This window comes from Streptomyces sp. ACA25 (assembly GCF_028200735.1).
Taxonomy (GTDB): Bacteria; Actinomycetota; Actinomycetes; order Streptomycetales; family Streptomycetaceae; genus Streptomyces.
The window spans coordinates 1-20,384 of sequence record NZ_JAQKPV010000015.1 but is presented as its reverse complement, the minus strand read 5'-3'; the positions used below and the strand labels follow the sequence as shown (position 1 = coordinate 20,384).

Here is a 20,384-nt window from a genome sequence, read left to right as displayed (position 1 = left end):
GGCCACCGCGCCGCGCTTTCGCCACCAACGGGCCACGGCACCTCCCCCGGCGGCGGCCGGCCCGGCCGGGGAATCACCAGGCCCCCGCGGCCCGCCCGGCCGGTGCCGAGGCCTGATGCCACAGCCGGGAAAGCGGCACTCCCGGGTGGAACGGGAGCACGGTCCACCCCGCCTCGCGCAGCAGACGCATACGGTGCATCTCCAGCATGGCGTCCAGCCGGCCGGCCGCGGCGAAAGCCACGCCGCCGCGCGCCTGCCGGCGGATCCCGCCGAGCAGGTCCGCCTGCTCGGCGTCCACGGAACCGAGGAAGGCGATCAGCAGCCCCTCCTCCCCCTCCCGCAGAACCGAACGGGCCCCTTCGAAGCCGGATCCCTGCGAAGGGGTGACCACCGCCAGGGCGTCCAGGAGCAGTCCGCTGATCTCGGCGGCGCCGCCGGCCCCTTCGGCTCCGGTGCCCGGCAGCAGGGCTCCGGTGTCGGTCAGCAGCTGTACCGCGTAGTCACGGGCCACCAGATGGGAGACGACGGAGGCGGCCCCGGCAACCGCCTGTTCGAACGGTGAGTGCGGGCCGGCGCCCTCGTACCCGGCGTGCCGGGTGTCCAGCAGCACGGTGCAGCGTTCCTTCAGCGGCTGCTCCTCGCGGCGCATCATCAGCGTCCCGCGGTGTGCCGTGGAGCGCCAGTGCACCCGGCGCAGGTCGTCACCGTGCCGGTACTCGCGGGGGATGACGTCGTCGTCACCGGCCCGGGACACGGTCCGCCGGGTGCCGTCACCGTGCCCCCGGCTGTCCCCGGGGAGGGCTCCGGAGGGGAGCGGTTCGATGTGCGGAAGCACCGTGAGGGTGTCGGACGCGTGGAAGGAGCGGGTCAGCTCAGCCATGCCGAAGGGGTCGGTGAGCTGGAGCTGGAGAGGACCCAGCGGATACCGTCCGCGCAGATCCGAGCGCACCCGGTAGGTGAGCTCACGGCGGCCGCCCGGCGGGATGCGGTCCAGCACGAAGCGGGGCGGCGAGCCGAGAACGCAGGGCACCCGGTCCTGCAGCATGAGCACCCCGGTGGGCATGCCGCGCGCCACGTTCTCGACCCTCAGGTGCACCCGGGACTCCCCGCCGGCCGTCACCCGGTCCGGGGTCAGCAGCCGGGAGGCGGCCACCCGGCTGCGGGTGCGGTGCAGCACGAGCACGCACAGCACCGGGAGGACGGTCAGCAGCATCCCGACCCGCAACAGGTCGGGCTGGCCCAGGACGTAGGCGGACCCGCCCGCGGCGGCCCCGGCGGCCAGGAAGGACCGGCCACGGGTGGTCAGCCCGCTGAAGGCGGCCCGGAGCGGGCCACGGGCGTCCGCGTCACCGTCCGGCATCAGCGGCCTCGCCGGGGCTGCTGCGGAGAGGGCTCGGGCACCGGGGTGACGTGCACGATCTCGGTGACGAGGTGCTCCGTGGAACGCCGGCTGAGCTGGGCCTGGGCCGTCGGCAGCAGGCGGTGCGCCAGCACCGGCACCGCGAGGGCCTGGAGATCGTCGGGCAGCACGAACTCCCGGCCCGCCAGTGCCGCGGTGGCCTTGGCGGCCCGCAGCAGATGAAGGGTGGCCCGGGGGGAGGCGCCGAGTCGCAGTTCGGGGTGGCTGCGGGTGGCGTGGGTCAGGGCCACGGCGTAGCGGCGCACCGCGTCGGAGACGTGCACTTCGCGCACCGCCTCGATCAGTTTGAGGATGTCGTGGGCGTGGGCCACCGGCCGCAGGGTGTCGAGCGGGGAGTGTCCGCCGTGCGACTCCAGCATCCGCAGCTCCGCTTCCGGGCTGGGATAACCGAGGGAGACCCGTGCCATGAAGCGGTCCCGCTGCGCCTCGGGAAGCGGGTAGGTGCCCTCCATCTCGACCGGGTTCTGGGTGGCGATCACCATGAACGGATCGGGCAGGGCGTGCGTCGCGCCGTCCGCGGTGACCTGGCGCTCCTCCATGGATTCCAGCAGGGCGGACTGGGTCTTGGGCGAGGCGCGGTTGATCTCGTCGCCGATCACTATTTGGGCGAACACCGCGCCCGGCTTGAACTCGAACTCCTGCCGCCGCTGGTCGTAGATGCTGACGCCGGTGATGTCGGATGGCAGCAGGTCGGGCGTGAACTGGATGCGGTGCACCGAGCAGTCGATGGACCGGGCCAGCGCCTTGGCCAGCATGGTTTTCCCGACTCCCGGGACGTCCTCGAGCAGCAGGTGGCCCTCTGCGAGCAGCACGGTCAGGGACAGCCGCACGACCTCCGGCTTGCCCTCGATGACGCTCTCCACCGAGCGGCGGACCTGGTCCGCCGTGGCACTCAGATCGCTGAGCCCCGCTCGTTCTTCAAAGGTCGTCACCGGTCCTCCTAGGCCCGTTGCGCTGCCCGGCTCCCGGTGCATTCGGGCCAGACCGCCCCGCTGTCGCCGCATCTCTGCCGCCACCGACGAATGCCCCTCCGGCAGGCGTTCATCCCACCATCCTGCCCGACCCCCCCCAGGGCCCGCCCCGCGCGTCAGGCAGCAGGCGCGGGAGCGGGGTCGATCTCGCGGAGGAGACCGGTCGACACGTCGAAGACGAATCCCCGGACATCGTCAGTGTGCAGGAGGAACGGAGACGTGCGCACCCTGGCCATCGACTGCCGGACATCCTGATCCAGGTCCCGGAACGACTCGACGGCCCAGCTGGGCTTCTGGCCGACCTCGAGCTCCAGCTCGTGCCGGAAGTCCTCGGTGAGGTTGAGCAGGCCGCAGCCGGTGTGGTGGATCAGGAGGACGGAACGGGTGCCGAGCGCACGCTGGCTGATCGTCAGGGACCGGATGATGTCGTCGGTGACCACCCCGCCCGCGTTGCGGATGGTGTGGCAGTCCCCGAGATCGAGACCGAGCGCGGCGTGGAGGTCGATCCGGGCATCCATGCAGGCGACGATGGCCACCTCACGGACCGGCCGAGCGTCCATACCGGGATCCTCGAAGGTCGCTGCGTAGCGCAGATTGGCGGAAACCAGTTGATCAGTGACGGTAGGCGACATGATCTCGACGGTAGCGCCCGCGCCTCCCGATTGCGGGGCAGGATCGCACTGTGAGACCAGGCAAAGACCCCAAGAGGGTTCACATTGTGAGGCATGTCACAGTGGGTGCGTGGCCCGGACGTACCGCCGAGCCGCCCCCGGCCGGCTCGGCGAGGCACGCCACACGGCGCACCCTCAGTGATTGACCGCGAAACCAGGTGGACTAATGTGACGCACAGTGGGAGGCGTGAGCCCTGTGCCCGTCACCTGAGTCTCACCTCCCCCTCGGAAGTCGGAAGGCGCATGACGACCAGCAACGACCGTCCGGCGGAAGCCCGGCACCGACCTGTCATGCTCCAGCGCTGTCTGGACCTGCTGGCCCCTGCCCTCGACCGACCCGGCGCCGTCGTCGTCGACTGCACCCTGGGTCTCGGCGGGCACAGCGAGGCGCTGCTGAGCGCCTTCCCAGCGGCCCGGCTCATCGCCCTGGACCGCGACCCCGCCGCCCTGCAGCTGGCCCGCGAACGGCTGGCACCGTTCGGGGACCGCGCCACGCCGGTACGCGCCGTCTACGACGAGCTGCCCGAGGTCCTGGACCGGCTGGGCATCCGGGCCGTCGCGGGGGTGCTGTTCGACCTCGGGGTGTCCTCCATGCAGCTCGACGAGGCAGACCGCGGCTTCGCGTACGCCCAGGACGCCCCGCTCGACATGCGGATGGACCAGTCCGCCGGGATGAGCGCGGCGGACGTCCTGAACACCTACCCGCCGGGCGAGCTGGTGCGCATTCTGCGGGCCTACGGCGAGGAGAAGTTCGCCCGCAAGATCGTCGAGGTGGTGGTCAAGGAGCGCGAACGGGAGCCATTCACCCGCAGCGCCCGGCTCGTCGAGCTCATCCGCAGCGCTCTCCCGCAGGCTGCCAAGCGCACCGGAGGCAACCCGGCCAAGCGAACCTTCCAGGCGTTGAGGATCGAGGTCAACGGGGAGCTTTCGGTGCTGGAGCGGGCCGTGCCCGCGGCGATCGGCACGCTGGCGGTCGGCGGCCGGATCGCCGTTCTCTCCTATCACTCGCTGGAGGACCGCCTGGTCAAGCGGGCGTTGGCGGCTGGAGCAGCCACCACCGCACCGCCCGGGCTGCCGGTCGTCCCCGAGGAGTACCAGCCCCGGCTCAGGCTGCTGACCCGCGGCGCCGAACTGCCCACCTCCGACGAGATCGCCGGAAACCGCCGGGCCACCTCTGCCCGGCTGCGCGCTGCGGAGCGTGTCCGGGAGGCGCGGTGACCGCACAGGAGCGGCTCGCGAAGCTTGCCCGGATGGTGCCCACCGGCACCTCAACGGCGGCCCGCACCCCTTTCGTGCTGCTCATCGTGGTGCTGCTCGGCAGCGGCATGCTCGCCCTGCTGCTTCTCAACGCCTCTCTGAATCAGGGATCGTTCGAGCTCAGTGAGCTCCGCCGGGAAACCCAGGAACTGACCGACGAGCAGCAGGCGCTGCAGGCCGAGGTCGACGCCTTCTCGGCCCCCGCCGCGCTGGCGGAGCGGGCCAGGGAGCTCGGGCTGGTGCCCGGCGGCCCCCCGGCCTTCCTCGGTCCGGACGGAACGGTGCTCGGTGAACCGGCCCCCGCGCCGGAGCCCGAGGAGCAGGAGGCCGAGGAGCCGGAGGAAGGGCCGGAGGACGGCGCGCGGGACGAGGGACCGGTCGGGCCGGACCCCTCTTCCGGACCGGCCGGGGCCGGGGAAGCCGCCGGACCGGACGGGTCCGGGGGCGTGGACCCCGACCCCGGTACGGAAGGGCCCGATGAGGAACCCGGTGAGGAAGAGGAGGGCGGCCGGTGAGCACCGCGCCACGGCCCCGGCCGCGCCCCCGGCGCCCCGGACCGGCCGAGACCCCGCTGCGCCTGGGCAGCCCGCGGCCGAGGCTGCGCCTGGTCAGCCTGGGGCTCGCCCTGGTCATGCTGGCATTCGTGGTGCGGCTGGTGCAGGTGCAGGTTGTCGACGCCGCCTCCTACACCGAGAAAGCCGGTGTCAATCGCTACATCACCCTCCCGCTGGCTGCTCAGCGCGGAGACATCACGGACCGCAACGGCGTTGCTCTGGCCACCACCGTCGACGCCTACGACATCACTGCTGACCCGTCGTTGTTCACCGCGGAGCACACCGGCACCGAGGACGCGCCCGACCAGGCCGCAGCCCTGCTCGCTCCCATCCTGGGGCAGGACGAGGACCGGCTGGCCGCCCTGCTCGATGCCCCGGACTCTCAGTACGCCGTCCTCGCCAGGCAGCAGACCCCGCAGACCTGGCGACAGATCCAGGAGCTGCGGCGCACTCTGGCCGAGAAGCAGCGCGCCGGCACCGGTCACCAGGTGCTCGCCGGGCTGTTCCGGGAGAAGAACCCGAAGCGGGTCTACCCGGGCGGCGACCTGGCGGCCTCGGTGCTGGGCTTCGTCAACAGTGAGGGCGAGGGCGCCGGAGGGCTGGAGAGGCGGCTGGACGAGGAACTGGCAGGTGAGGACGGCAGGATCCGGTACGCCCAGTCCGGCGGCCGCCGGGTGCCGACCGCCGGGTCGAGCGAGCAGCCGGCGGTGCCGGGCGTCGACATGGAGCTCACCCTCGACCGGGACATCCAGTGGGCCGCGCAGAGTGCCATCGCGGAGCAGGTGGTGGAGTCGGAGGCGGACAGCGGCTACGTGATCGTTCAGGACACCCGCTCCGGTGAGATCCTCGCGCTTGCCACCGCGCCCGGGTACGACCCCAACGATCTCGGGACCGCGGCCGCGAACGGCCTGCGGAACCCGGCGGTGGAGGACATCTACGAGCCCGGTTCGACGAACAAGATCGTCACGATGGCGGCGGTGCTGGAGGAGGGCGTGGCCGCCCCGGACACCCACGTCACGGTGCCCAACCGGCTGCCCCGTGCCGACCGGAACTTCGCGGACGACCACGACCACGAGACCTACCACCTGACCCTTGCCGGAGTGATGGCGCGGTCCAGCAACATCGGGACCATTCTGGCCGCGGAGGCGCTGGGCGACACCCAGCCGGAGGCCAACCAGGTGCTCCATTCGTACCTGCGGGCCTTCGGGCTCGGCAGCCCGACCGGTCTCGGCCTTCCGGGCGAGAGCTCCGGGCTCCTGGCTGATCCGGCGGACTGGGACGCCGCGCAGCAGCACACCATCCCGTTCGGCCAGGGGCTGTCCGTGAACGGGGTGCAGGCCGCCTCCCTCTACTCCACCATCGCCAACGGCGGCGAGCGGATCACCCCCGGCCTGCTGCGCGGCACCACCGGCCCGGACGGCCGTTACGAGCCCGCCCCGGAGCCCGAGCGGACCCGGGTGGTCAGCGAGGAGACCGCCCGGCAGGTCACCGCCATGCTGGAGACCGCGGTGGCCGACGACGACTGGGGAACCGCCCGGGTCGCCCGCATCCCCGGGTACCGGGTCGCGGCAAAGACCGGCACCTCCAATCGAGTGGATCCGGCCACCGGCACCTACAACGGTTACACCGCCTCGTTCGCCGGCTTCGCCCCCGCTGACGAGCCCCGGATCACCGTCTACTGCGCGGTGCAGGACCCGCGGGGGGACTACTACGGCGGCCAGGTCTGCGGACCGGTCTTCCAGCAGGTCATGGAGTTTTCCCTGAAGGCACTGCAGGTGCCGCCCTCGGGCGAGGAGCCTGCGGTGCTCGCGCCCACCTTCGACCCGGACGAGTGAGCGGAGCACAGGACATGCAGACGATCACCGGCGGAGGGCGGAACCCGCGCGCCCCGGAGCCGCCGCGGCGCCCCTCGCTTCGCGGCACCCCCGCCGCTGCGGGTACGCTCACGGCCGTGCCACAAGCTGATCAGACCCCGGCCGGGCCTCCCCGGCCCCAGCATGTCCACCCGGTGTCCCTGGCGGAGCTCGCCGGGCACCTGGGAGTCCCGGATCCAGGAGGCGAGAAGCCGGTCACAGGCATCACCCACGACTCCCGCGCGGTACGGCCGGGGGATGTGTACGCCGCCCTTCCCGGGGCCCGGTTCCACGGCGCTGACTTCGCCGACCAGGCCGCGAGCCTGGGTGCCGTCGCGGTGCTCACGGACCCGTCCGGCGCCGCCCGGGCCGCCGCCACCGGGCTGCCGGTCCTCACCGTGCCCGACCCGCGCGGCCGGATGGGCGCCCTGGCCGCCCTGATCTACGGCGAGCCGGGCCAGGACCTGCTGCAGATCGGCATCACGGGCACCTCGGGCAAGACCACCACGACCTACCTGGTCGAGGGCGGGCTGCGGCAGGCGGCCGGGGACGCTGAGCACACCGGGCTGATCGGTGGTGTGGAGTCCCGGGTCGGCAACGAGCGCATCAAGTCCGAGCGCACCACGCCCGAGGCCACCGAACTTCAGGCGCTGTTCGCCACCATGCGGGAGCGCGGCGTCACGGCGGTCGCCATGGAGGTCTCCAGCCACGCGCTGGTCCTGGGCCGGGTGGACGGCTGTGTCTTCGACATTGCGGTCTTCAACAACCTCAGCCCGGAGCACCTCGACTTCCACCCGGACATGGAGGACTACTACCGGGCCAAGGCCCAGCTGTTCACCAAGGCCCGGGCCCGGGCCGGGGTGGTCAACCTGGACGACGAGTACGGCCAGCGGCTGGCCCGCGAGTCGGAGATCCCGGTCACCACCTTCTCCGCCGAGGGGCACCCGGACGCCGACTGGCGCGCCGCGGGGGTGGAGGTCGGCCCGCTCGGCTCCACGTTCACCGTGCTGGGCCCCGACGGGGTGCGGGTGAAGGCCGCCGCCCCACTGCCCGGGGCCTTCAATGTCGCCAACGCGCTGGCGGCCATCACCGCGCTGGCCGTCGCGGGCGTCGACCCGCAGACCGCGGCCGACGGTGTCGCCGCCGTGCCCGGCGTTCCCGGCCGGCTGGAACGGGTGGACGCCGGACAGCCCTACCTCGCGGTGGTGGACTACGCGCACAAGCCCGACGCGGTCGAGTCCGTGCTCTACGCCATCCGCAAGGTCACCGACGGCCGGCTGCATGCTGTACTCGGCTGCGGCGGGGACCGGGACCCTCACAAGCGCCCCGCGATGGGGGCCGCACTCGCCCGCCTCGCCGACACCGCGGTGCTCACCTCGGACAACCCACGCACCGAGGACCCGCTCTTCATTCTGGCCGCGATGCTCGGCGGCGCTGCCGAAGTCCCCACCCACGAGCGGGGCATCGTCCTGCTCGAGGAGGACCGGGCGGCGGCCATCGCCGCGGCGGTGGCCCGGGCGGAGCCCGGGGACACCGTGCTGGTGGCAGGCAAGGGCCACGAGCAGGGACAGGACATCGCCGGTGTCGTCCGGCCCTTCGACGACCGCCGGGAGCTGCGCGCCGCCATCGAGCGAGCAGGCCACGCCACCCACTCCTCCGGGACGGACCAGGACAACGACACATGATCCCTCTCACCGTCACCGAACTCGCCACCCTCGTAGGGGGCAGACCGCACGGCATATCCGGACTCTCCCCTCCGGACGCCGGGGGCACCGGGCGGTCCGAAGGCCGCGCGCCCGTCATCATCACGGGTCCGGTGATCATCGACTCCCGGCAGGCGGTCCCGGGCTGCCTGTTCGCCGCGTTGCCGGGTGAGCACACTGACGGGCACGACTTCGCAGCGGCGGCGGTCACCGCGGGGGCTGCCGCAGTGCTGGCGACCCGCCCGGTCGACGCGCCGGCCGTGCTGGTGGACGATGTGACGGCCGCGCTGGGCGCCCTGGCCCAGCACGTCGTCGGGACCCTGGGGGCCACCGTGGTGGCGCTGACCGGGTCCTCCGGCAAGACCAGCACCAAGGACCTCATCGCGCAGTTGCTGCAGCGGGCCGGGCCCACGGTCTGGACGCCGGACTCCTTCAACAACGAAATCGGCCTGCCGCTGACCGCACTGCGCGCCGAGCCGTCCACCCGGTACCTGGTGCTGGAGATGGGCGCCCGCGGCCTGGGGCACATCCGCGCGCTCACCGCGCTGACGCCCCCGCGCATCGGCGTGGTGCTGAACGTCGGCACCGCGCACATCGGCGAGTTCGGCGGCCGGGAAGCCATCGCGCAGGCCAAGGGCGAGCTGGTCGAGGCGCTTCCCACCGCGGCCGAGGGCGGGGTCGCGGTACTCAACGCCGACGACCCGCTGGTCCGCGCGATGGCGTCCCGTACCCGGGCGCGCGTGGTGCTCTTCGGTGAGGCCGAGGACGCCGGGATCCGGGCCGGCCGGGTGCGCCTGAGCGAGGACGGCCGCCCCTCGTTCCGGCTGTACACCCCTACCGGTCACGCTGATGTGATCATGCGTCTGTACGGTGAGCACCACGTGTCGAACGCGCTTGCCGCGGCGGCTGTCGCTCATGAGGCGGGTATGTCCGCCGAGGCGATCGCCGAAGCACTCTCCGGGGCAGGCACGCTCTCCCGGTGGCGGATGGAGGTCACCGAGCGGGCGGACGGCGTAACGATCGTCAACGACGCCTACAACGCCAACCCTGACTCCATGCGGGCCGCGCTCCGCGCGCTCGCGTCGATGGGCCGGGGGCGCCGTACCTGGGCGGTGCTCGGCACCATGGCCGAGCTCGGGGACGATTCGTACGCCGAGCACGACGCCGTCGGACGGCTCGCTGTCCGGCTCAACGTCAGCAAGCTCGTGTCAGTGGGCGGCCCGGAGGCCGCCCGGCTCGACATGGGCGCCAAGAACGAGGGTTCGTGGGGTGAGGAGTCGGTGCACGTGTCCGACGCTCAGGCAGCGGTGGATCTGCTGCAGGATGAGCTGCGGCCGGGAGATGTGGTGCTCGTGAAAGCATCCCGGTCGGAGGGGCTGGAACAGGTCGCCATGGCGCTCGCGGACGCCGCGCCCCGGGCGGGGGCGGCTGAGTCCGTCCGTCCGGGCGGAGCCGCGCGTGGCGAGGGTGAAGGGGCCGCAGCCCGATGAGGCAGATCCTCTTCTCCGGCATTATCGGGCTGTTCCTGACCCTCGTCGGGACGCCGCTGCTGATCAAGCTGCTCGCCCGCAAGGGCTACGGTCAGTTCATTCGCGATGACGGGCCCCGGGACCACCACAGCAAGCGTGGTACACCCACGATGGGCGGTATCGCCTTCATCCTGGCGACGCTGATCGCCTACCTGGTCACGAAGCTGGTCAGCGGCAACTCACCGACTGTCTCCGGGCTGCTGGTCCTCTATCTTTTCGCGGGGATGGGCCTGGTCGGCTTCCTCGACGACTACATCAAGATCGTCAAACAGCGCAGTCTGGGGCTGCGGGCCAAGGCGAAAATGATGGGTCAGTTCATCGTCGGCGTCACGTTCGCGATCCTCTCGCTGAACTTCGCCGACTCCCGAGAGCTGACACCGGCCTCCACCCATCTGTCCTTCACCCAGGACTTCGGCTGGTCCATCGGCCCGGTGCTGTTCGTCCTGTGGGCGCTGTTCATGATCCTGGCCATGTCGAACGGGGTGAACCTCACCGACGGTCTGGACGGCCTGGCCACCGGTGCCTCCGCGATGGTCTTCGGCGCCTACGTCTTCATCGGTGTCTGGCAGTACGGACAGACCTGTGCCAACGAACTCACCGCCGGCGCCGGTTGTTACGAGGTGCGTGACCCGCTCGACCTCGCGATCGTCGCCGCCGCGCTGATGGGCTCGCTGTTCGGCTTCCTGTGGTGGAACACCTCACCGGCGAAGATCTTCATGGGCGACACCGGTTCACTCGCACTCGGCGGCGCGCTGGCCGCGCTGGCCATCCTGTCCCGGACCGAGCTGCTGCTGGCCGTCCTCGGCGGGCTCTTCGTCCTGATCACCATGTCCGTGGTGATCCAGGTGGGCTCCTTCCGGCTCACCGGCAAACGGGTCTTCAAAATGGCGCCGCTCCAGCACCACTTCGAACTCCAGGGCTGGAGCGAAGTCCTGGTGGTGGTCAGGTTCTGGATCATCCAGGGCATCTGCGTGATCGTCGGTCTCGGCATCTTCTACGGCAGTTGGGTGGCCGGCTGGTGAACGAGCGCAGCACGGAGCACCGTCCCGGCGACCCCTTCCGCGTCGCCGGGGAGCACATCACCGTCGCCGGCCTGGGCGTCAGCGGGAGCAGTGCGGCCCGGGCCCTCACCGGGCTCGGGGCCCGGGTCACCGTCGTGGACGGCGGGGACGGGCCCCGGCAGCGGGCCGGTGCCGAGGAGCTCGAGCGCGACGGCATCACCGTCCGGCTCGGCGACGGCGCCTCGCTCCCGCACGGCACCGCACTCGTCGTCACCTCACCCGGGTGGAAGCCGGGGAGCCCGCTGTTCGCCGCCGCCGCGGCGGCGGGTACCGAGGTCATCGGCGATGTCGAGCTCGCCTGGCGCCTGCGGCCCGCCCCGCCGGGCGGGCCGGCCCCGGCCCCCTGGCTGGCGGTCACCGGCACCAACGGCAAGACCAGCACCGTCCGGATGCTCGCCGCCATCCTGGCGGCCGCCGGGCTGCGCACCGCCGCCGTGGGGAACATCGGCACCCCGGTCCTGGACGCGGTGCTGGCCGAGGAGCCCTACGACGTCCTCGCCGTCGAGCTGTCCAGCTACCAGCTGCACTGGGCGCCGAGCCTGCGCGCCCACTCGGCGGCGGTGCTGAACCTCGCCCCCGACCACCTCGACTGGCACGGGTCCATGGAGCAGTACACAGCCGACAAGGGCCGCGTCTACCGGGGCAACACGGTCGCCTGCGTCTACAACGCCGCGGACCCGGCCACCGAGGCCCTGGTACGGCAGGCCGACGTCGTCGAGGGCTGCCGCGCCATCGGCTTCACCCCCGGCCCGCCCGGCCCCTCCCAGCTCGGAGTCGTCGACGGCCTGCTCGTCGACCGCGCGTTCACCGAGGACCGCCACCGGCTCGCCCAGGAACTGGCCGAGGTCGGTGACGTCCAGCCGCCGGTACCGCACAACATCGCCAACGCGCTGGCCGCCGCGGCCCTGGCCCGTGCCTACGGGGTGCCGCCGCACGCCGTACGGGACGGGCTGCGGGCCTTCCGTCCCGACGCCCACCGCATCACCCGGGTCGCGGAGGTGGCCGGCGCGGTCTGGATCGACGACTCCAAGGCGACCAACACGCATGCCGCGCAAGCCTCCCTGGTCTCCTGCGAGTCAGTCGTCTGGATCGCCGGGGGCCTGGCCAAGGGAGCCGAGTTCGACGAGCTGGTGGCCGCCTCGGCACAACGGCTGCGCGGAGTCGTGCTGCTCGGTGCCGACCGGCGGCTCATCGCCGAAGCGCTCGCCCGACACGCCCCGGATGTGCCGGTCACCGAGCTCAGCCGGACCGACACTGGGGCGATGACGGAGGCTGTCCGCGAAGCCGCCCGGCTGGCCCGCCCCGGCGACACGGTGCTCCTGGCACCGGCCTGTGCCTCGATGGACATGTTCACCGACTACCACGAGCGGGGCGACGCGTTCGCCGCCGCCGTCCGCGCCCTGGCCACCGGCCCCGCGGAGAACGAGCAGTAGCGGGCAGGGTGCGCGGACGCCGGTCACGGGAGCTCGGGAGGGGACGACGATGGCGGCGGATCATCCGGCGGTCCGGCGGAGGCAGCCCTCGCCGGCACGCCCCGCCCCGGGCTCCCGCGGCAATCCGCGGGCGCGCGCCTCCGGGACCTCGCAGCCACCCCGCCCCCGCCGCGACCGTGGCCCGCGCCGCCTGGTGAAGCGGCTCAGGCGGACCTGGGACCGCCCGCTCACCGCCTACTACGTGATCCTGGGCACCGGGCTGCTCATCACCATGCTCGGCCTGGTGATGGTGTTCTCCGCCTCACAGATCCAGGCACTGAGCCAGAACCTGCCGGCCACCTTCTACTTCCGCAAACAGCTCGTGGCCGCCGCGCTGGGCACCGGGCTGCTCCTGCTCGCCTCCCGGATGCCGGTGCGGCTCCTGCGTGCCCTCACCTACCCGTTCCTCCTGATCACCGTGGTCCTGCTGGTCGCCGTCCAGGTGCCGGGCATCGGTGTCACGAGAAACGGCAGCACGAACTGGATCTCCGTGGGCGGCCCGTTCATGCTCCAGCCCAGCGAGTTCGGCAAGCTGGCCCTGGTGCTCTGGGGAGCCGACCTGCTCGCCCGCAAGGGGGAGAGGGGGCTTCTGGCGCAGTGGCGTCACCTGCTGATCCCGCTCGTGCCCGGGGCCATGCTGGTCTCCGGACTGGTGCTGCTGGGCAACGACATGGGCACCGTGATGATCCTCACCGCCGTGCTGTTCGGTCTGCTCTGGCTGGCCGGGGCGCCCACCCGGCTCTTCGCGGGTGCGCTGGCCACCGCCGCGGTGCTCGGCGCGCTGTTCATCGCCACCGCCTCGCACCGGATGGACCGGCTGGCCTGCGTGCTGGCCACCGATCCCGGTCCCGGGGACCGCTGCTGGCAGGCGGTGCACGGCGTCTATGCCCTCGCCTCCGGCGGCTGGTTCGGTTCCGGTCTCGGTGCAAGTGTGGAGAAATGGGGAGAACTCCCCGAGCCGCACACGGACTTCATTTTCGCCATCACCGGGGAGGAGTTGGGCCTGGCGGGGACTCTGTCGGTCCTGGGGCTCTTCGCGGCTCTAGGCTATGCAGGTATCCGCGTGGCCGGACGTACGGAGGATCCCTTCGTCAGGTATGCCGCGGGAGGGGTGACGGCTTGGCTCATGGCGCAGGTCGTGATCAACATCGGTGCGGTCCTCGGACTGCTGCCGATCGCCGGAGTGCCCCTGCCGCTGTTCTCCTACGGGGGGTCCGCCCTGCTGCCCACCATGTTCGCCGTCGGACTGCTGATCGCCTTCGCGCGCAGCGATCCCGCGGCCCGTGCCGCTCTGGCCATGCGGCGGCAGTCCGGTGGCAGGAAGCCATCCGGGCTCACACGGAAGACGATGCGACGGCGCGGTACGGACGCGCCGTCCGGAGAGCGGTGAATTTCGGTGCATGTCGTACTCGCCGGCGGGGGGACCGCCGGTCACATCGAGCCCGCGCTCGCCCTCGCGGACGCCCTGCGCAGGCAGGACCCGACCGTGGGCATCACAGCGCTCGGCACGGAGCGGGGTTTGGAGACCCGGCTGGTACCGGAGCGCGGCTATGAACTCGCTCTGATCCCGGCCGTCCCGCTGCCCCGCAAACCGACCACCGAGCTGATCACGGTGCCCGGACGGCTGCGGGGCACCGTCAAGGCCGCGGAGCAGGTCCTCGAGGGCGCCAAGGCCGACTGCCTGGTGGGATTCGGGGGTTACGTCGCGCTGCCCGGCTACTTGGCCGCGAAACGCCTCGGTGTGCCGATCGTGGTGCACGAGGCCAACGCCCGTCCCGGGCTCGCCAACAAGATCGGCGCGCGCTACACCCAGCACGTCGCGGTCTCCACGCCGGACAGCAAGCTGCGGCACGCCCGGTACGTCGGCATCCCGCTGCGCCGTTCCATCGCCACGCTGGACCGCGCCGCTGTCCGTGCCGAAGCCCGCGCGGCGTTCGGGCTCGATCCCCAGCTGCCGACCCTCCTGGTGTCGGGGGGGTCGCAGGGCGCCCGGCGGCTCAACGAGGTGATCGAGGCGATCGCGCCCACCCTGCAGCGCTCCGGCGTGCAGGTACTGCACGTGGTCGGCCCGAAGAACGACCTGCCGCAGCCCGACGGCATGCCGGGCATGCCCCCCTACATCCCGGTACGGTACGTGGACCGGATGGACCTCGCCTACGCGGCGGCCGACATGATGCTCTGCCGGGCCGGCGCGATGACCGTCGCGGAACTCGCCGCGGTGGGGCTCCCCGCCGTGTACGTCCCGCTGCCCGTCGGCAACGGCGAACAGCGGCTCAACGCGCAGCCGGTGGTCAAGGCGGGCGGCGGCCTGATGATCGACGACGCCGAGCTCACGCCCGAGTGGATCCAGCGCAGCATCATCCCGGTGCTCACCGACCCGGAGCGGCTGCTGACCATGTCCCGGGCCGCTGCCGAGTTCGGCCGGAGGGATGCCGACGAGCTGCTGGTCCGGATGGTGCACGAGGCGATCGCGTCCTCCCGGTGAGCTGAGACGCGGACACGAGAGCAAGGAGCCAGGGTGGCCGGACCGGTGAGGAGCGCCGAACAGGAGCGCGAGCCGGGGCAGTCGGCGTCTGTCCCGCCGGTCCGGCGCCGACTGCCACGCCGCGCTCTGCTGGCGCTCCTGGCCGTCCTGGCGGCGACCGTGGGCGGGTTCGGCAGCTGGGCGCTCTACGGGTCGGACTGGCTGCGGATCGAGCGCGTGTCAGTGAGCCGGTCGGACGGACCGCGCGAGTTGACGGAGCAGCAGATCGAGCAGGCGGCCGGGGTCCCGCTGGGGGCACCGATGGCAACGCTCGACAAGGCACGGGTGCGTGACCGGCTGCTCAAGGAGTTGCCGCGAGTGAAGTCCGTTGACGTGGTGCGTGCTTGGCCGAGCGGCGTGAGCCTGAAGGTGACCGAACGGGAACCGGAGGTGTTCGTTCCCACCACATCGGGGTACACGGAGGTGGACGCCGAGGGAGTCGGTTACGCGGAGGTGGCCGAGGCGGCTGCCGGAGTCCCGCTGCTGGAGCTGGATCTGGAATCCGGAGCGAGTCTGCGCCGGTTCGGGGAGGACCGGATCCGGACCGAGGCCGTCGCGGTGGCCGCGGCGCTGCCGGAGTCCCTGCGTGCACGCACCGCCGTCATCCGGGTGCGGAGTTACGACGCCGTGGTGCTGGAGCTGTCCGGCGGCGTTACGGTCCGGTGGGGCAGTGCGGAGCAGTCCGCGGCGAAAGCGGAGGCGCTCACCGCACTCATGAAAGCGGTGGAGGATGCCGAACACTTCGATGTGAGTGTTCCCAGCGCCCCCGCGGCGTCGGCGGGTTGAGGAGGAGCCGGGGGAGCACGGTCTGCGGAGGCCGGCCGGCCGCACCGCATCCCCGCAGGCCAGCACCCTGGTTGACCGGCACGGAGGGTGATCACATAGGGTGAAAAGAAAAACGTGAGGTTCGGCGTGTTCATTGAACACTCACCACCTGGCGACTTAGTGTCCGTTCCGAGGAACCCCAGGAACGAGCAGTACGGGAAACCCTAAACTGGGCGTTAGGGTTCGGGTCGGCCCACCAGCCGTCCCAACGGCATCAGTCGGCGCTCCGCGGACTCCGCGGGCGGCGACACGTAACTCGAGGCGAGAGGCCTTCGACGTGGCAGCACCGCAGAACTACCTCGCAGTCATCAAGGTCGTCGGTATCGGCGGCGGCGGCGTCAATGCCATCAACCGGATGATCGAGGTCGGTCTCAAGGGCGTCGAGTTCATCGCGATCAACACCGATGCGCAGGCCCTCCTGATGAGCGACGCCGACGTCAAGCTCGACATCGGCCGTGAGCTGACCCGGGGGCTCGGCGCCGGCGCCAACCCCGACGTCGGGCGCCGCGCCGCGGAGGATCACCGTGAGGAGATCGAAGAGGTCCTTAAGGGGGCCGACATGGTCTTCGTCACCGCCGGCGAGGGCGGCGGCACCGGCACCGGCGGCGCGCCGGTCGTCGCGAACATCGCCCGCTCGCTCGGTGCCCTGACCATCGGCGTCGTCACCCGTCCCTTCACCTTCGAGGGGCGCCGGCGGGCCAATCAGGCGGAGGACGGCATCGCGGGCCTCCGCGACGAGGTCGACACCCTCATCGTCATCCCCAACGACCGACTGCTGTCCATCTCGGACCGGCAGGTGAGCGTCCTCGACGCATTCAAGTCCGCCGACCAGGTGCTGCTGTCCGGTGTGCAGGGGATCACCGATCTCATCACCACGCCCGGTCTGATCAACCTGGACTTCGCTGACGTCAAGTCGGTGATGTCCGAGGCGGGCTCGGCACTGATGGGCATCGGTTCGGCGCGCGGCGACGACCGTGCGGTGGCGGCGGCGGAGATGGCCATCTCCTCCCCGCTCCTGGAAGCCTCCATCGACGGCGCGCGCGGGGTGCTGCTCTCCATTTCCGGAGGCTCGGACCTCGGTCTTTTCGAGATCAACGAGGCCGCCCAGCTGGTGAGCGAGGCCGCTCACCCGGAGGCCAACATCATCTTCGGTGCGGTCATCGACGACGCGCTGGGCGACGAGGTCCGGGTGACGGTGATCGCCGCCGGCTTCGACGGTGGCCAGCCCCCCGCCCGGAACCGTGACAAGGTACTGGGTGCCTACAGCGCCAAGGAAGAGGCATCGTCCTCCGCCTCGCCGGACCGGGCGGACGCTCCCGAGCCGGCGCGTCCCGCGTTCGGCGGCCTCGGTGCCTTGCCCGGACGCGAGGAGGACAAGGTTCCTTCGGTACCCGAGCCCAAGGCCTCCCCGGAGCCCGTGGCCGAGCCGGCTCTCGGCTCCCCCCAGGTACCCGCTGCCCGCCCGTACGAGGGCGGTCAGGTGGAGGAGCTCGACGTGCCCGATTTCCTGAAGTGAACTCGGCCGACGTGATAGCGCGGCAGACCGCCGCAGGCGCGCACTTCGCCTTCACCGACCGCCGGGGTGGCGTGAGCGCCCCCCCGTACGCCGCCCTCAACCTCGGCGGCGCGGTCGGCGATGATCCGGTGGCTGTCCGGACCAACCGGGAGCTGGCTGCCCGGGCATCCGGGCTCGACCCGGCGGCGGTGCTCTGGATGAACCAGGTGCACGGCCGCACCGTCGTGGTCGCGGAGGGGCCCTGGCCCGGGGGAGTCGCGCCCGAAGCCGACGGGGTGGTCACCGGACGGCCCGGCCTGGCGCTCGCGGTGCTGACCGCGGACTGCGCCCCGGTACTGCTGGCCGATCCGGTTGCCGGGGTGACGGGCGCCGCGCATGCCGGGCGGCCCGGCCTGGTGGCCGGTGTGGTCCCGGCCACGGTCGAGGCGATGCGCGGGCTCGGCGCGGATCCGGCCAGGATCGTCGCGCGTACCGGTCCCACGGTCTGCGGTCCGTGCTACGAAGTGCCTGCCGTGATGCGGGACGAGGTGGAGCGGGCGGTTCCCGGCAGTGCGACGGTCACCGGGCGGGGCACCCCGGCGGTGGACATTCCCGAGGGGATCCGGCAGCAGCTTCTGGGCTGCGGCGTCCGGGACATCGTGCTGTCCGCGGTGTGCACGCGGGAGTCGCCCGGCCATTTCTCGTACCGCCGTGAGCGGGTCACCGGCCGGCTGGGGAGTTATGTGTGGCTCCCGGCTCCGGCTGCCGGGCCGGTACCGGCGTGAGTGGCGGGCCCGTGGTCCGGGCGAAGACGCAGACGGAGCGACTGTCGTCGGGGGCGTTGCGGTGAACGGGGAGCAGCAGGCGCACCGGCGTGCGCAACTGTCCGACGCTCTCGCCCGGGTGGAGGAGCGCGTTGCTCGCGCTTGTGACGCTGCAGGGCGCGAACGTGAAGAAGTCACGCTGGTGGTGGTCACCAAGACGTATCCCGTTGAGGACGTTCGGCTGCTGGCCGGCCTCGGGGTCCGGCACGTGGCCGAGAACCGGGACCAGGAAGCGGCAGGCAAGGCTTCCGCCTGCGCGGAGCTGCCTCTCCAATGGCATTTCGTCGGTCAGTTGCAGACCAACAAGGCGCGCTCCGTTGTCCGATATGCAAACTTTGTGCACTCGGTGGACAGGCTGCGGCTGGTGGCCGGTCTCTCCGCTGCTGTGCGACGGGAGCAGCGCCCCGACCTGCGGTGCCTTATCCAGGTTGCCTTGGACAAGGAGTCGGGGGCAGGTGAGGAGCGTGGAGGTGTCGCGCCGGCCGGGATCGAGGAGTTGGCGGACGCCGTCGCGGAGGCTCCGGGGCTCGACTTGGCAGGGCTCATGATGGTCGCGCCGCTCTCCGGGGTGTACGCCGGGCGGCCGGAAACAGCTTTCGCGCGCCTGCGGGATCTGTCAAGCGGCCTGCGGCTGCGGCATCCTGCTGCCACGATGGTGTCTGCCGGAATGAGTGCCGATCTCGAGGAAGCGATCGCCGCGGGAGCGACACATGTGCGCGTCGGCAGTGCGGTGCTCGGAGTACGCCCTGACCTCGGGTAACGTCACGAAGGAAGTATGACCACAGTCGAAAATATGGTCATTTCCGAGGCATTCGGACAGGTTTATGTGGATCCAGGGCACCGGCAGTCGGAGCCGATCCACCACAGAGCGGAGGACGCAGCGATGGCTGGCGCGATGCGCAAGATGGCGGTCTACCTCGGCCTCGTGGAGGACGACGGCTATGACCGTCAGGGGTACGGCCCCGACGACGAGTTCGAACCCGAGCCGGAGCCCGAGCGAGGGAGACGCCAGCCGGATCGTGAGCCACCGTCCCGAAGTCCGGTGGAGGAACCGGTGCGTGCCGCGCAGCCCCCGGCACCGCGGGAAGCGGAACCCGCTCCGGCCGCACTGCTGACCGAAAGCCGCCGATCCGGGAGGATCGCTCCCGTGTCTTCCATCACATCCGAACGGCAGAGCCTGGAGAAGAGCGCACCGGTGATCATGCCCAAGGTCGTATCCGAGCGGGAGCCGTATCGGATCACCACATTGCACCCCCGGACCTACAACGAGGCCCGTACCATCGGGGAACACTTCCGCGAAGGCACCCCGGTGATCATGAACTTGACGGAGATGGACGACACCGATGCGAAGCGACTTGTCGACTTTGCCGCTGGTCTTGTCTTCGGCCTCCATGGGAGCATCGAGCGCGTGACACAGAAGGTGTTCCTCCTGTCTCCTGCTAACGTCGATGTAACGGCCGAGGACAAGGCCCGTATCGCCGAGAGCGGGTTCTTCAACCAGAGCTGACAGCAGGACCGACGCAAGAGTCCCGGCCGAAGAGCGGCCGGGCGGGGTAAACAGGGGAGAGGGTCAGGCAGCATGGGGATCGTTCAAGAGGTCGTCGTGATTGCCCTCCGCGTCTTCCTCGGCCTCCTCCTCTTCCGTCTGGTGATGGACTATGTCTTCATGTTCGCGCGAGACTGGAAGCCGGGCAGGGCGATGGTCGTTGCTCTGGAAGCCGCCTACACTGTCACGGATCCGCCGCTGAAGACGCTACGGAAGGTGATCCCGCCGCTGCGCTTCGGGGGTGTGGCGCTCGATCTGTCCTTCTTCGTACTCATGATCATCATTTTCGTTCTGATCAGCGTCGTGGCCGGACTGTGAACGAGGACGGCCTTGCCGACATGCCGACGACTTACGTTGAGGTGAAGAGATGCCGCTGACCCCCGAGGACGTGCGGAACAAGCAGTTCACGACCGTCCGTCTCCGCGAAGGCTACGACGAGGATGAAGTCGATGCCTTCCTCGACGAGGTCGAGGCAGAGCTGACCAAGCTGCTCCGGGAGAACGAGGACCTGCGGGCCAAGCTGGCCGCAGCCACGCGCGCTGCCGCGCAGAACCAGCAGCAGCAGAACATGCGCAAGCCGGAGCAGCAGGACCGTCCCGGTGGACCGCCGGCCATATCAGGTCCGCAGCCGGTGCAGCAGCAGGGCCCGATGGGCGGCGGTCCTCCGCAGCTCCCCGCG

Annotated in this window: 19 protein-coding genes; 16 read left to right on the top strand and 3 right to left on the bottom strand. The window is 71.3% G+C overall.

What is annotated here, in order from left to right; translation table 11 throughout:
- Positions 1–73 precede the first annotated feature (73 nt).
- The 3 genes from PJ985_RS20160 to PJ985_RS20150 all read right to left on the bottom strand — a co-directional run bounded on the left by PJ985_RS20160 (position 74) and on the right by PJ985_RS20150 (position 3,023).
- Positions 74–1,360, bottom strand: coding sequence for a DUF58 domain-containing protein (locus PJ985_RS20160; protein ID WP_271685274.1), 1,287 nt, complete (start codon positions 1,358–1,360; stop codon positions 74–76).
- On the bottom strand, positions 1,360–2,352 hold the full coding sequence (locus tag PJ985_RS20155; protein ID WP_271685273.1) for an AAA family ATPase: 993 nt from the start codon (positions 2,350–2,352) through the stop codon (positions 1,360–1,362). Before PJ985_RS20155 ends, PJ985_RS20160 begins: the two co-directional genes overlap by 1 nt.
- A 155-nt stretch (positions 2,353–2,507) precedes the next feature.
- Positions 2,508–3,023: a beta-class carbonic anhydrase gene (locus PJ985_RS20150; protein WP_271685272.1), complete on the bottom strand. Its 516-nt coding sequence runs from the start codon at positions 3,021–3,023 to the stop codon at positions 2,508–2,510.
- A gap of 282 nt (positions 3,024–3,305) precedes the next feature.
- Here PJ985_RS20150 and rsmH point away from each other — a divergent pair, with 282 nt between their 5' ends.
- From rsmH to PJ985_RS20070, 16 genes are all read left to right on the top strand, one after another.
- The gene (gene rsmH / locus PJ985_RS20145) at positions 3,306–4,280 is read left to right on the top strand and encodes a 16S rRNA (cytosine(1402)-N(4))-methyltransferase RsmH (RefSeq protein WP_271685271.1); all 975 of its coding nucleotides are present in this window, start codon (positions 3,306–3,308) and stop codon (positions 4,278–4,280) included.
- Entirely contained in the window at positions 4,277–4,834 is a 558-nt protein-coding gene (locus PJ985_RS20140; RefSeq protein ID WP_443033538.1) for an FtsB family cell division protein, read from the top strand. Before rsmH ends, PJ985_RS20140 begins: the two co-directional genes overlap by 4 nt.
- Positions 4,831–6,708: a peptidoglycan D,D-transpeptidase FtsI family protein gene (locus PJ985_RS20135; protein WP_271685270.1), complete on the top strand. Its 1,878-nt coding sequence runs from the start codon at positions 4,831–4,833 to the stop codon at positions 6,706–6,708. Before PJ985_RS20140 ends, PJ985_RS20135 begins: the two co-directional genes overlap by 4 nt.
- Positions 6,709–6,722: 14 nt before the next feature.
- Complete coding sequence (locus PJ985_RS20130) at positions 6,723–8,411, top strand: UDP-N-acetylmuramoyl-L-alanyl-D-glutamate--2,6-diaminopimelate ligase (protein ID WP_271685269.1); 1,689 nt, start codon at positions 6,723–6,725, stop codon at positions 8,409–8,411.
- Positions 8,408–9,919: a UDP-N-acetylmuramoyl-tripeptide--D-alanyl-D-alanine ligase gene (locus PJ985_RS20125; protein ID WP_271685268.1), complete on the top strand. Its 1,512-nt coding sequence runs from the start codon at positions 8,408–8,410 to the stop codon at positions 9,917–9,919. The genes PJ985_RS20130 and PJ985_RS20125 overlap by 4 nt, the downstream gene beginning before the upstream one ends.
- The gene (gene mraY, locus PJ985_RS20120) at positions 9,916–10,980 is read left to right on the top strand and encodes a phospho-N-acetylmuramoyl-pentapeptide-transferase (protein ID WP_271685267.1); all 1,065 of its coding nucleotides are present in this window, start codon (positions 9,916–9,918) and stop codon (positions 10,978–10,980) included. Before PJ985_RS20125 ends, mraY begins: the two co-directional genes overlap by 4 nt.
- Entirely contained in the window at positions 10,977–12,452 is a 1,476-nt protein-coding gene (murD, locus tag PJ985_RS20115; RefSeq protein ID WP_271685266.1) for a UDP-N-acetylmuramoyl-L-alanine--D-glutamate ligase, read from the top strand. Before mraY ends, murD begins: the two co-directional genes overlap by 4 nt.
- Positions 12,453–12,501: 49 nt before the next feature.
- Positions 12,502–13,881, top strand: a complete 1,380-nt coding sequence (ftsW, locus tag PJ985_RS20110) for a putative lipid II flippase FtsW (RefSeq protein ID WP_271685265.1) — start codon at positions 12,502–12,504, stop codon at positions 13,879–13,881.
- 6 nt (positions 13,882–13,887) lie between these two features.
- A complete protein-coding gene (gene murG / locus PJ985_RS20105) occupies positions 13,888–14,976 on the top strand; it encodes an undecaprenyldiphospho-muramoylpentapeptide beta-N-acetylglucosaminyltransferase (protein WP_271685264.1) in 1,089 nt (362 codons plus the stop codon).
- A gap of 33 nt (positions 14,977–15,009) precedes the next feature.
- Positions 15,010–15,801 carry a cell division protein FtsQ/DivIB gene (locus tag PJ985_RS20100; RefSeq protein WP_271685263.1) on the top strand — a complete coding sequence of 264 codons (792 nt, stop codon included), beginning with the start codon at positions 15,010–15,012 and terminating at the stop codon, positions 15,799–15,801.
- A gap of 316 nt (positions 15,802–16,117) precedes the next feature.
- On the top strand, positions 16,118–17,356 hold the full coding sequence (gene ftsZ, locus PJ985_RS20095; RefSeq protein WP_271685262.1) for a cell division protein FtsZ: 1,239 nt from the start codon (positions 16,118–16,120) through the stop codon (positions 17,354–17,356).
- Positions 17,357–17,367: 11 nt separating this feature from the next.
- Positions 17,368–18,120 carry a peptidoglycan editing factor PgeF gene (gene pgeF, locus PJ985_RS20090; protein WP_271685261.1) on the top strand — a complete coding sequence of 251 codons (753 nt, stop codon included), beginning with the start codon at positions 17,368–17,370 and terminating at the stop codon, positions 18,118–18,120.
- A gap of 118 nt (positions 18,121–18,238) precedes the next feature.
- Positions 18,239–18,919 carry a YggS family pyridoxal phosphate-dependent enzyme gene (locus PJ985_RS20085; protein WP_333909879.1) on the top strand — a complete coding sequence of 227 codons (681 nt, stop codon included), beginning with the start codon at positions 18,239–18,241 and terminating at the stop codon, positions 18,917–18,919.
- A gap of 123 nt (positions 18,920–19,042) precedes the next feature.
- Positions 19,043–19,666: a cell division protein SepF gene (locus PJ985_RS20080; protein ID WP_271685386.1), complete on the top strand. Its 624-nt coding sequence runs from the start codon at positions 19,043–19,045 to the stop codon at positions 19,664–19,666.
- A 72-nt stretch (positions 19,667–19,738) separates the two neighbouring features.
- The gene (locus PJ985_RS20075; RefSeq protein WP_271685259.1) at positions 19,739–20,023 is read left to right on the top strand and encodes a YggT family protein; all 285 of its coding nucleotides are present in this window, start codon (positions 19,739–19,741) and stop codon (positions 20,021–20,023) included.
- Positions 20,024–20,072: 49 nt separating this feature from the next.
- A partial coding sequence (locus PJ985_RS20070) for a DivIVA domain-containing protein (protein ID WP_271685258.1) occupies positions 20,073–20,384 on the top strand: 312 nt, incomplete at its 3' end.

Coding starts and splice junctions, on each gene's coding strand:
- PJ985_RS20160 (WP_271685274.1), bottom strand. CDS start 1,360: ATGCCGGACGGTGACGCGGACGCCCGTGGCCCGCTCCGGGCCGCCTTC.
- PJ985_RS20150 (WP_271685272.1), bottom strand. CDS start 3,023: ATGTCGCCTACCGTCACTGATCAACTGGTTTCCGCCAATCTGCGCTAC.
- rsmH (WP_271685271.1), top strand. CDS start 3,306: ATGACGACCAGCAACGACCGTCCGGCGGAAGCCCGGCACCGACCTGTC.
- PJ985_RS20130 (WP_271685269.1), top strand. CDS start 6,723: ATGCAGACGATCACCGGCGGAGGGCGGAACCCGCGCGCCCCGGAGCCG.
- PJ985_RS20125 (WP_271685268.1), top strand. CDS start 8,408: ATGATCCCTCTCACCGTCACCGAACTCGCCACCCTCGTAGGGGGCAGA.
- mraY (WP_271685267.1), top strand. CDS start 9,916: ATGAGGCAGATCCTCTTCTCCGGCATTATCGGGCTGTTCCTGACCCTC.
- ftsW (WP_271685265.1), top strand. CDS start 12,502: ATGGCGGCGGATCATCCGGCGGTCCGGCGGAGGCAGCCCTCGCCGGCA.
- PJ985_RS20080 (WP_271685386.1), top strand. CDS start 19,043: ATGGCTGGCGCGATGCGCAAGATGGCGGTCTACCTCGGCCTCGTGGAG.
- PJ985_RS20075 (WP_271685259.1), top strand. CDS start 19,739: ATGGGGATCGTTCAAGAGGTCGTCGTGATTGCCCTCCGCGTCTTCCTC.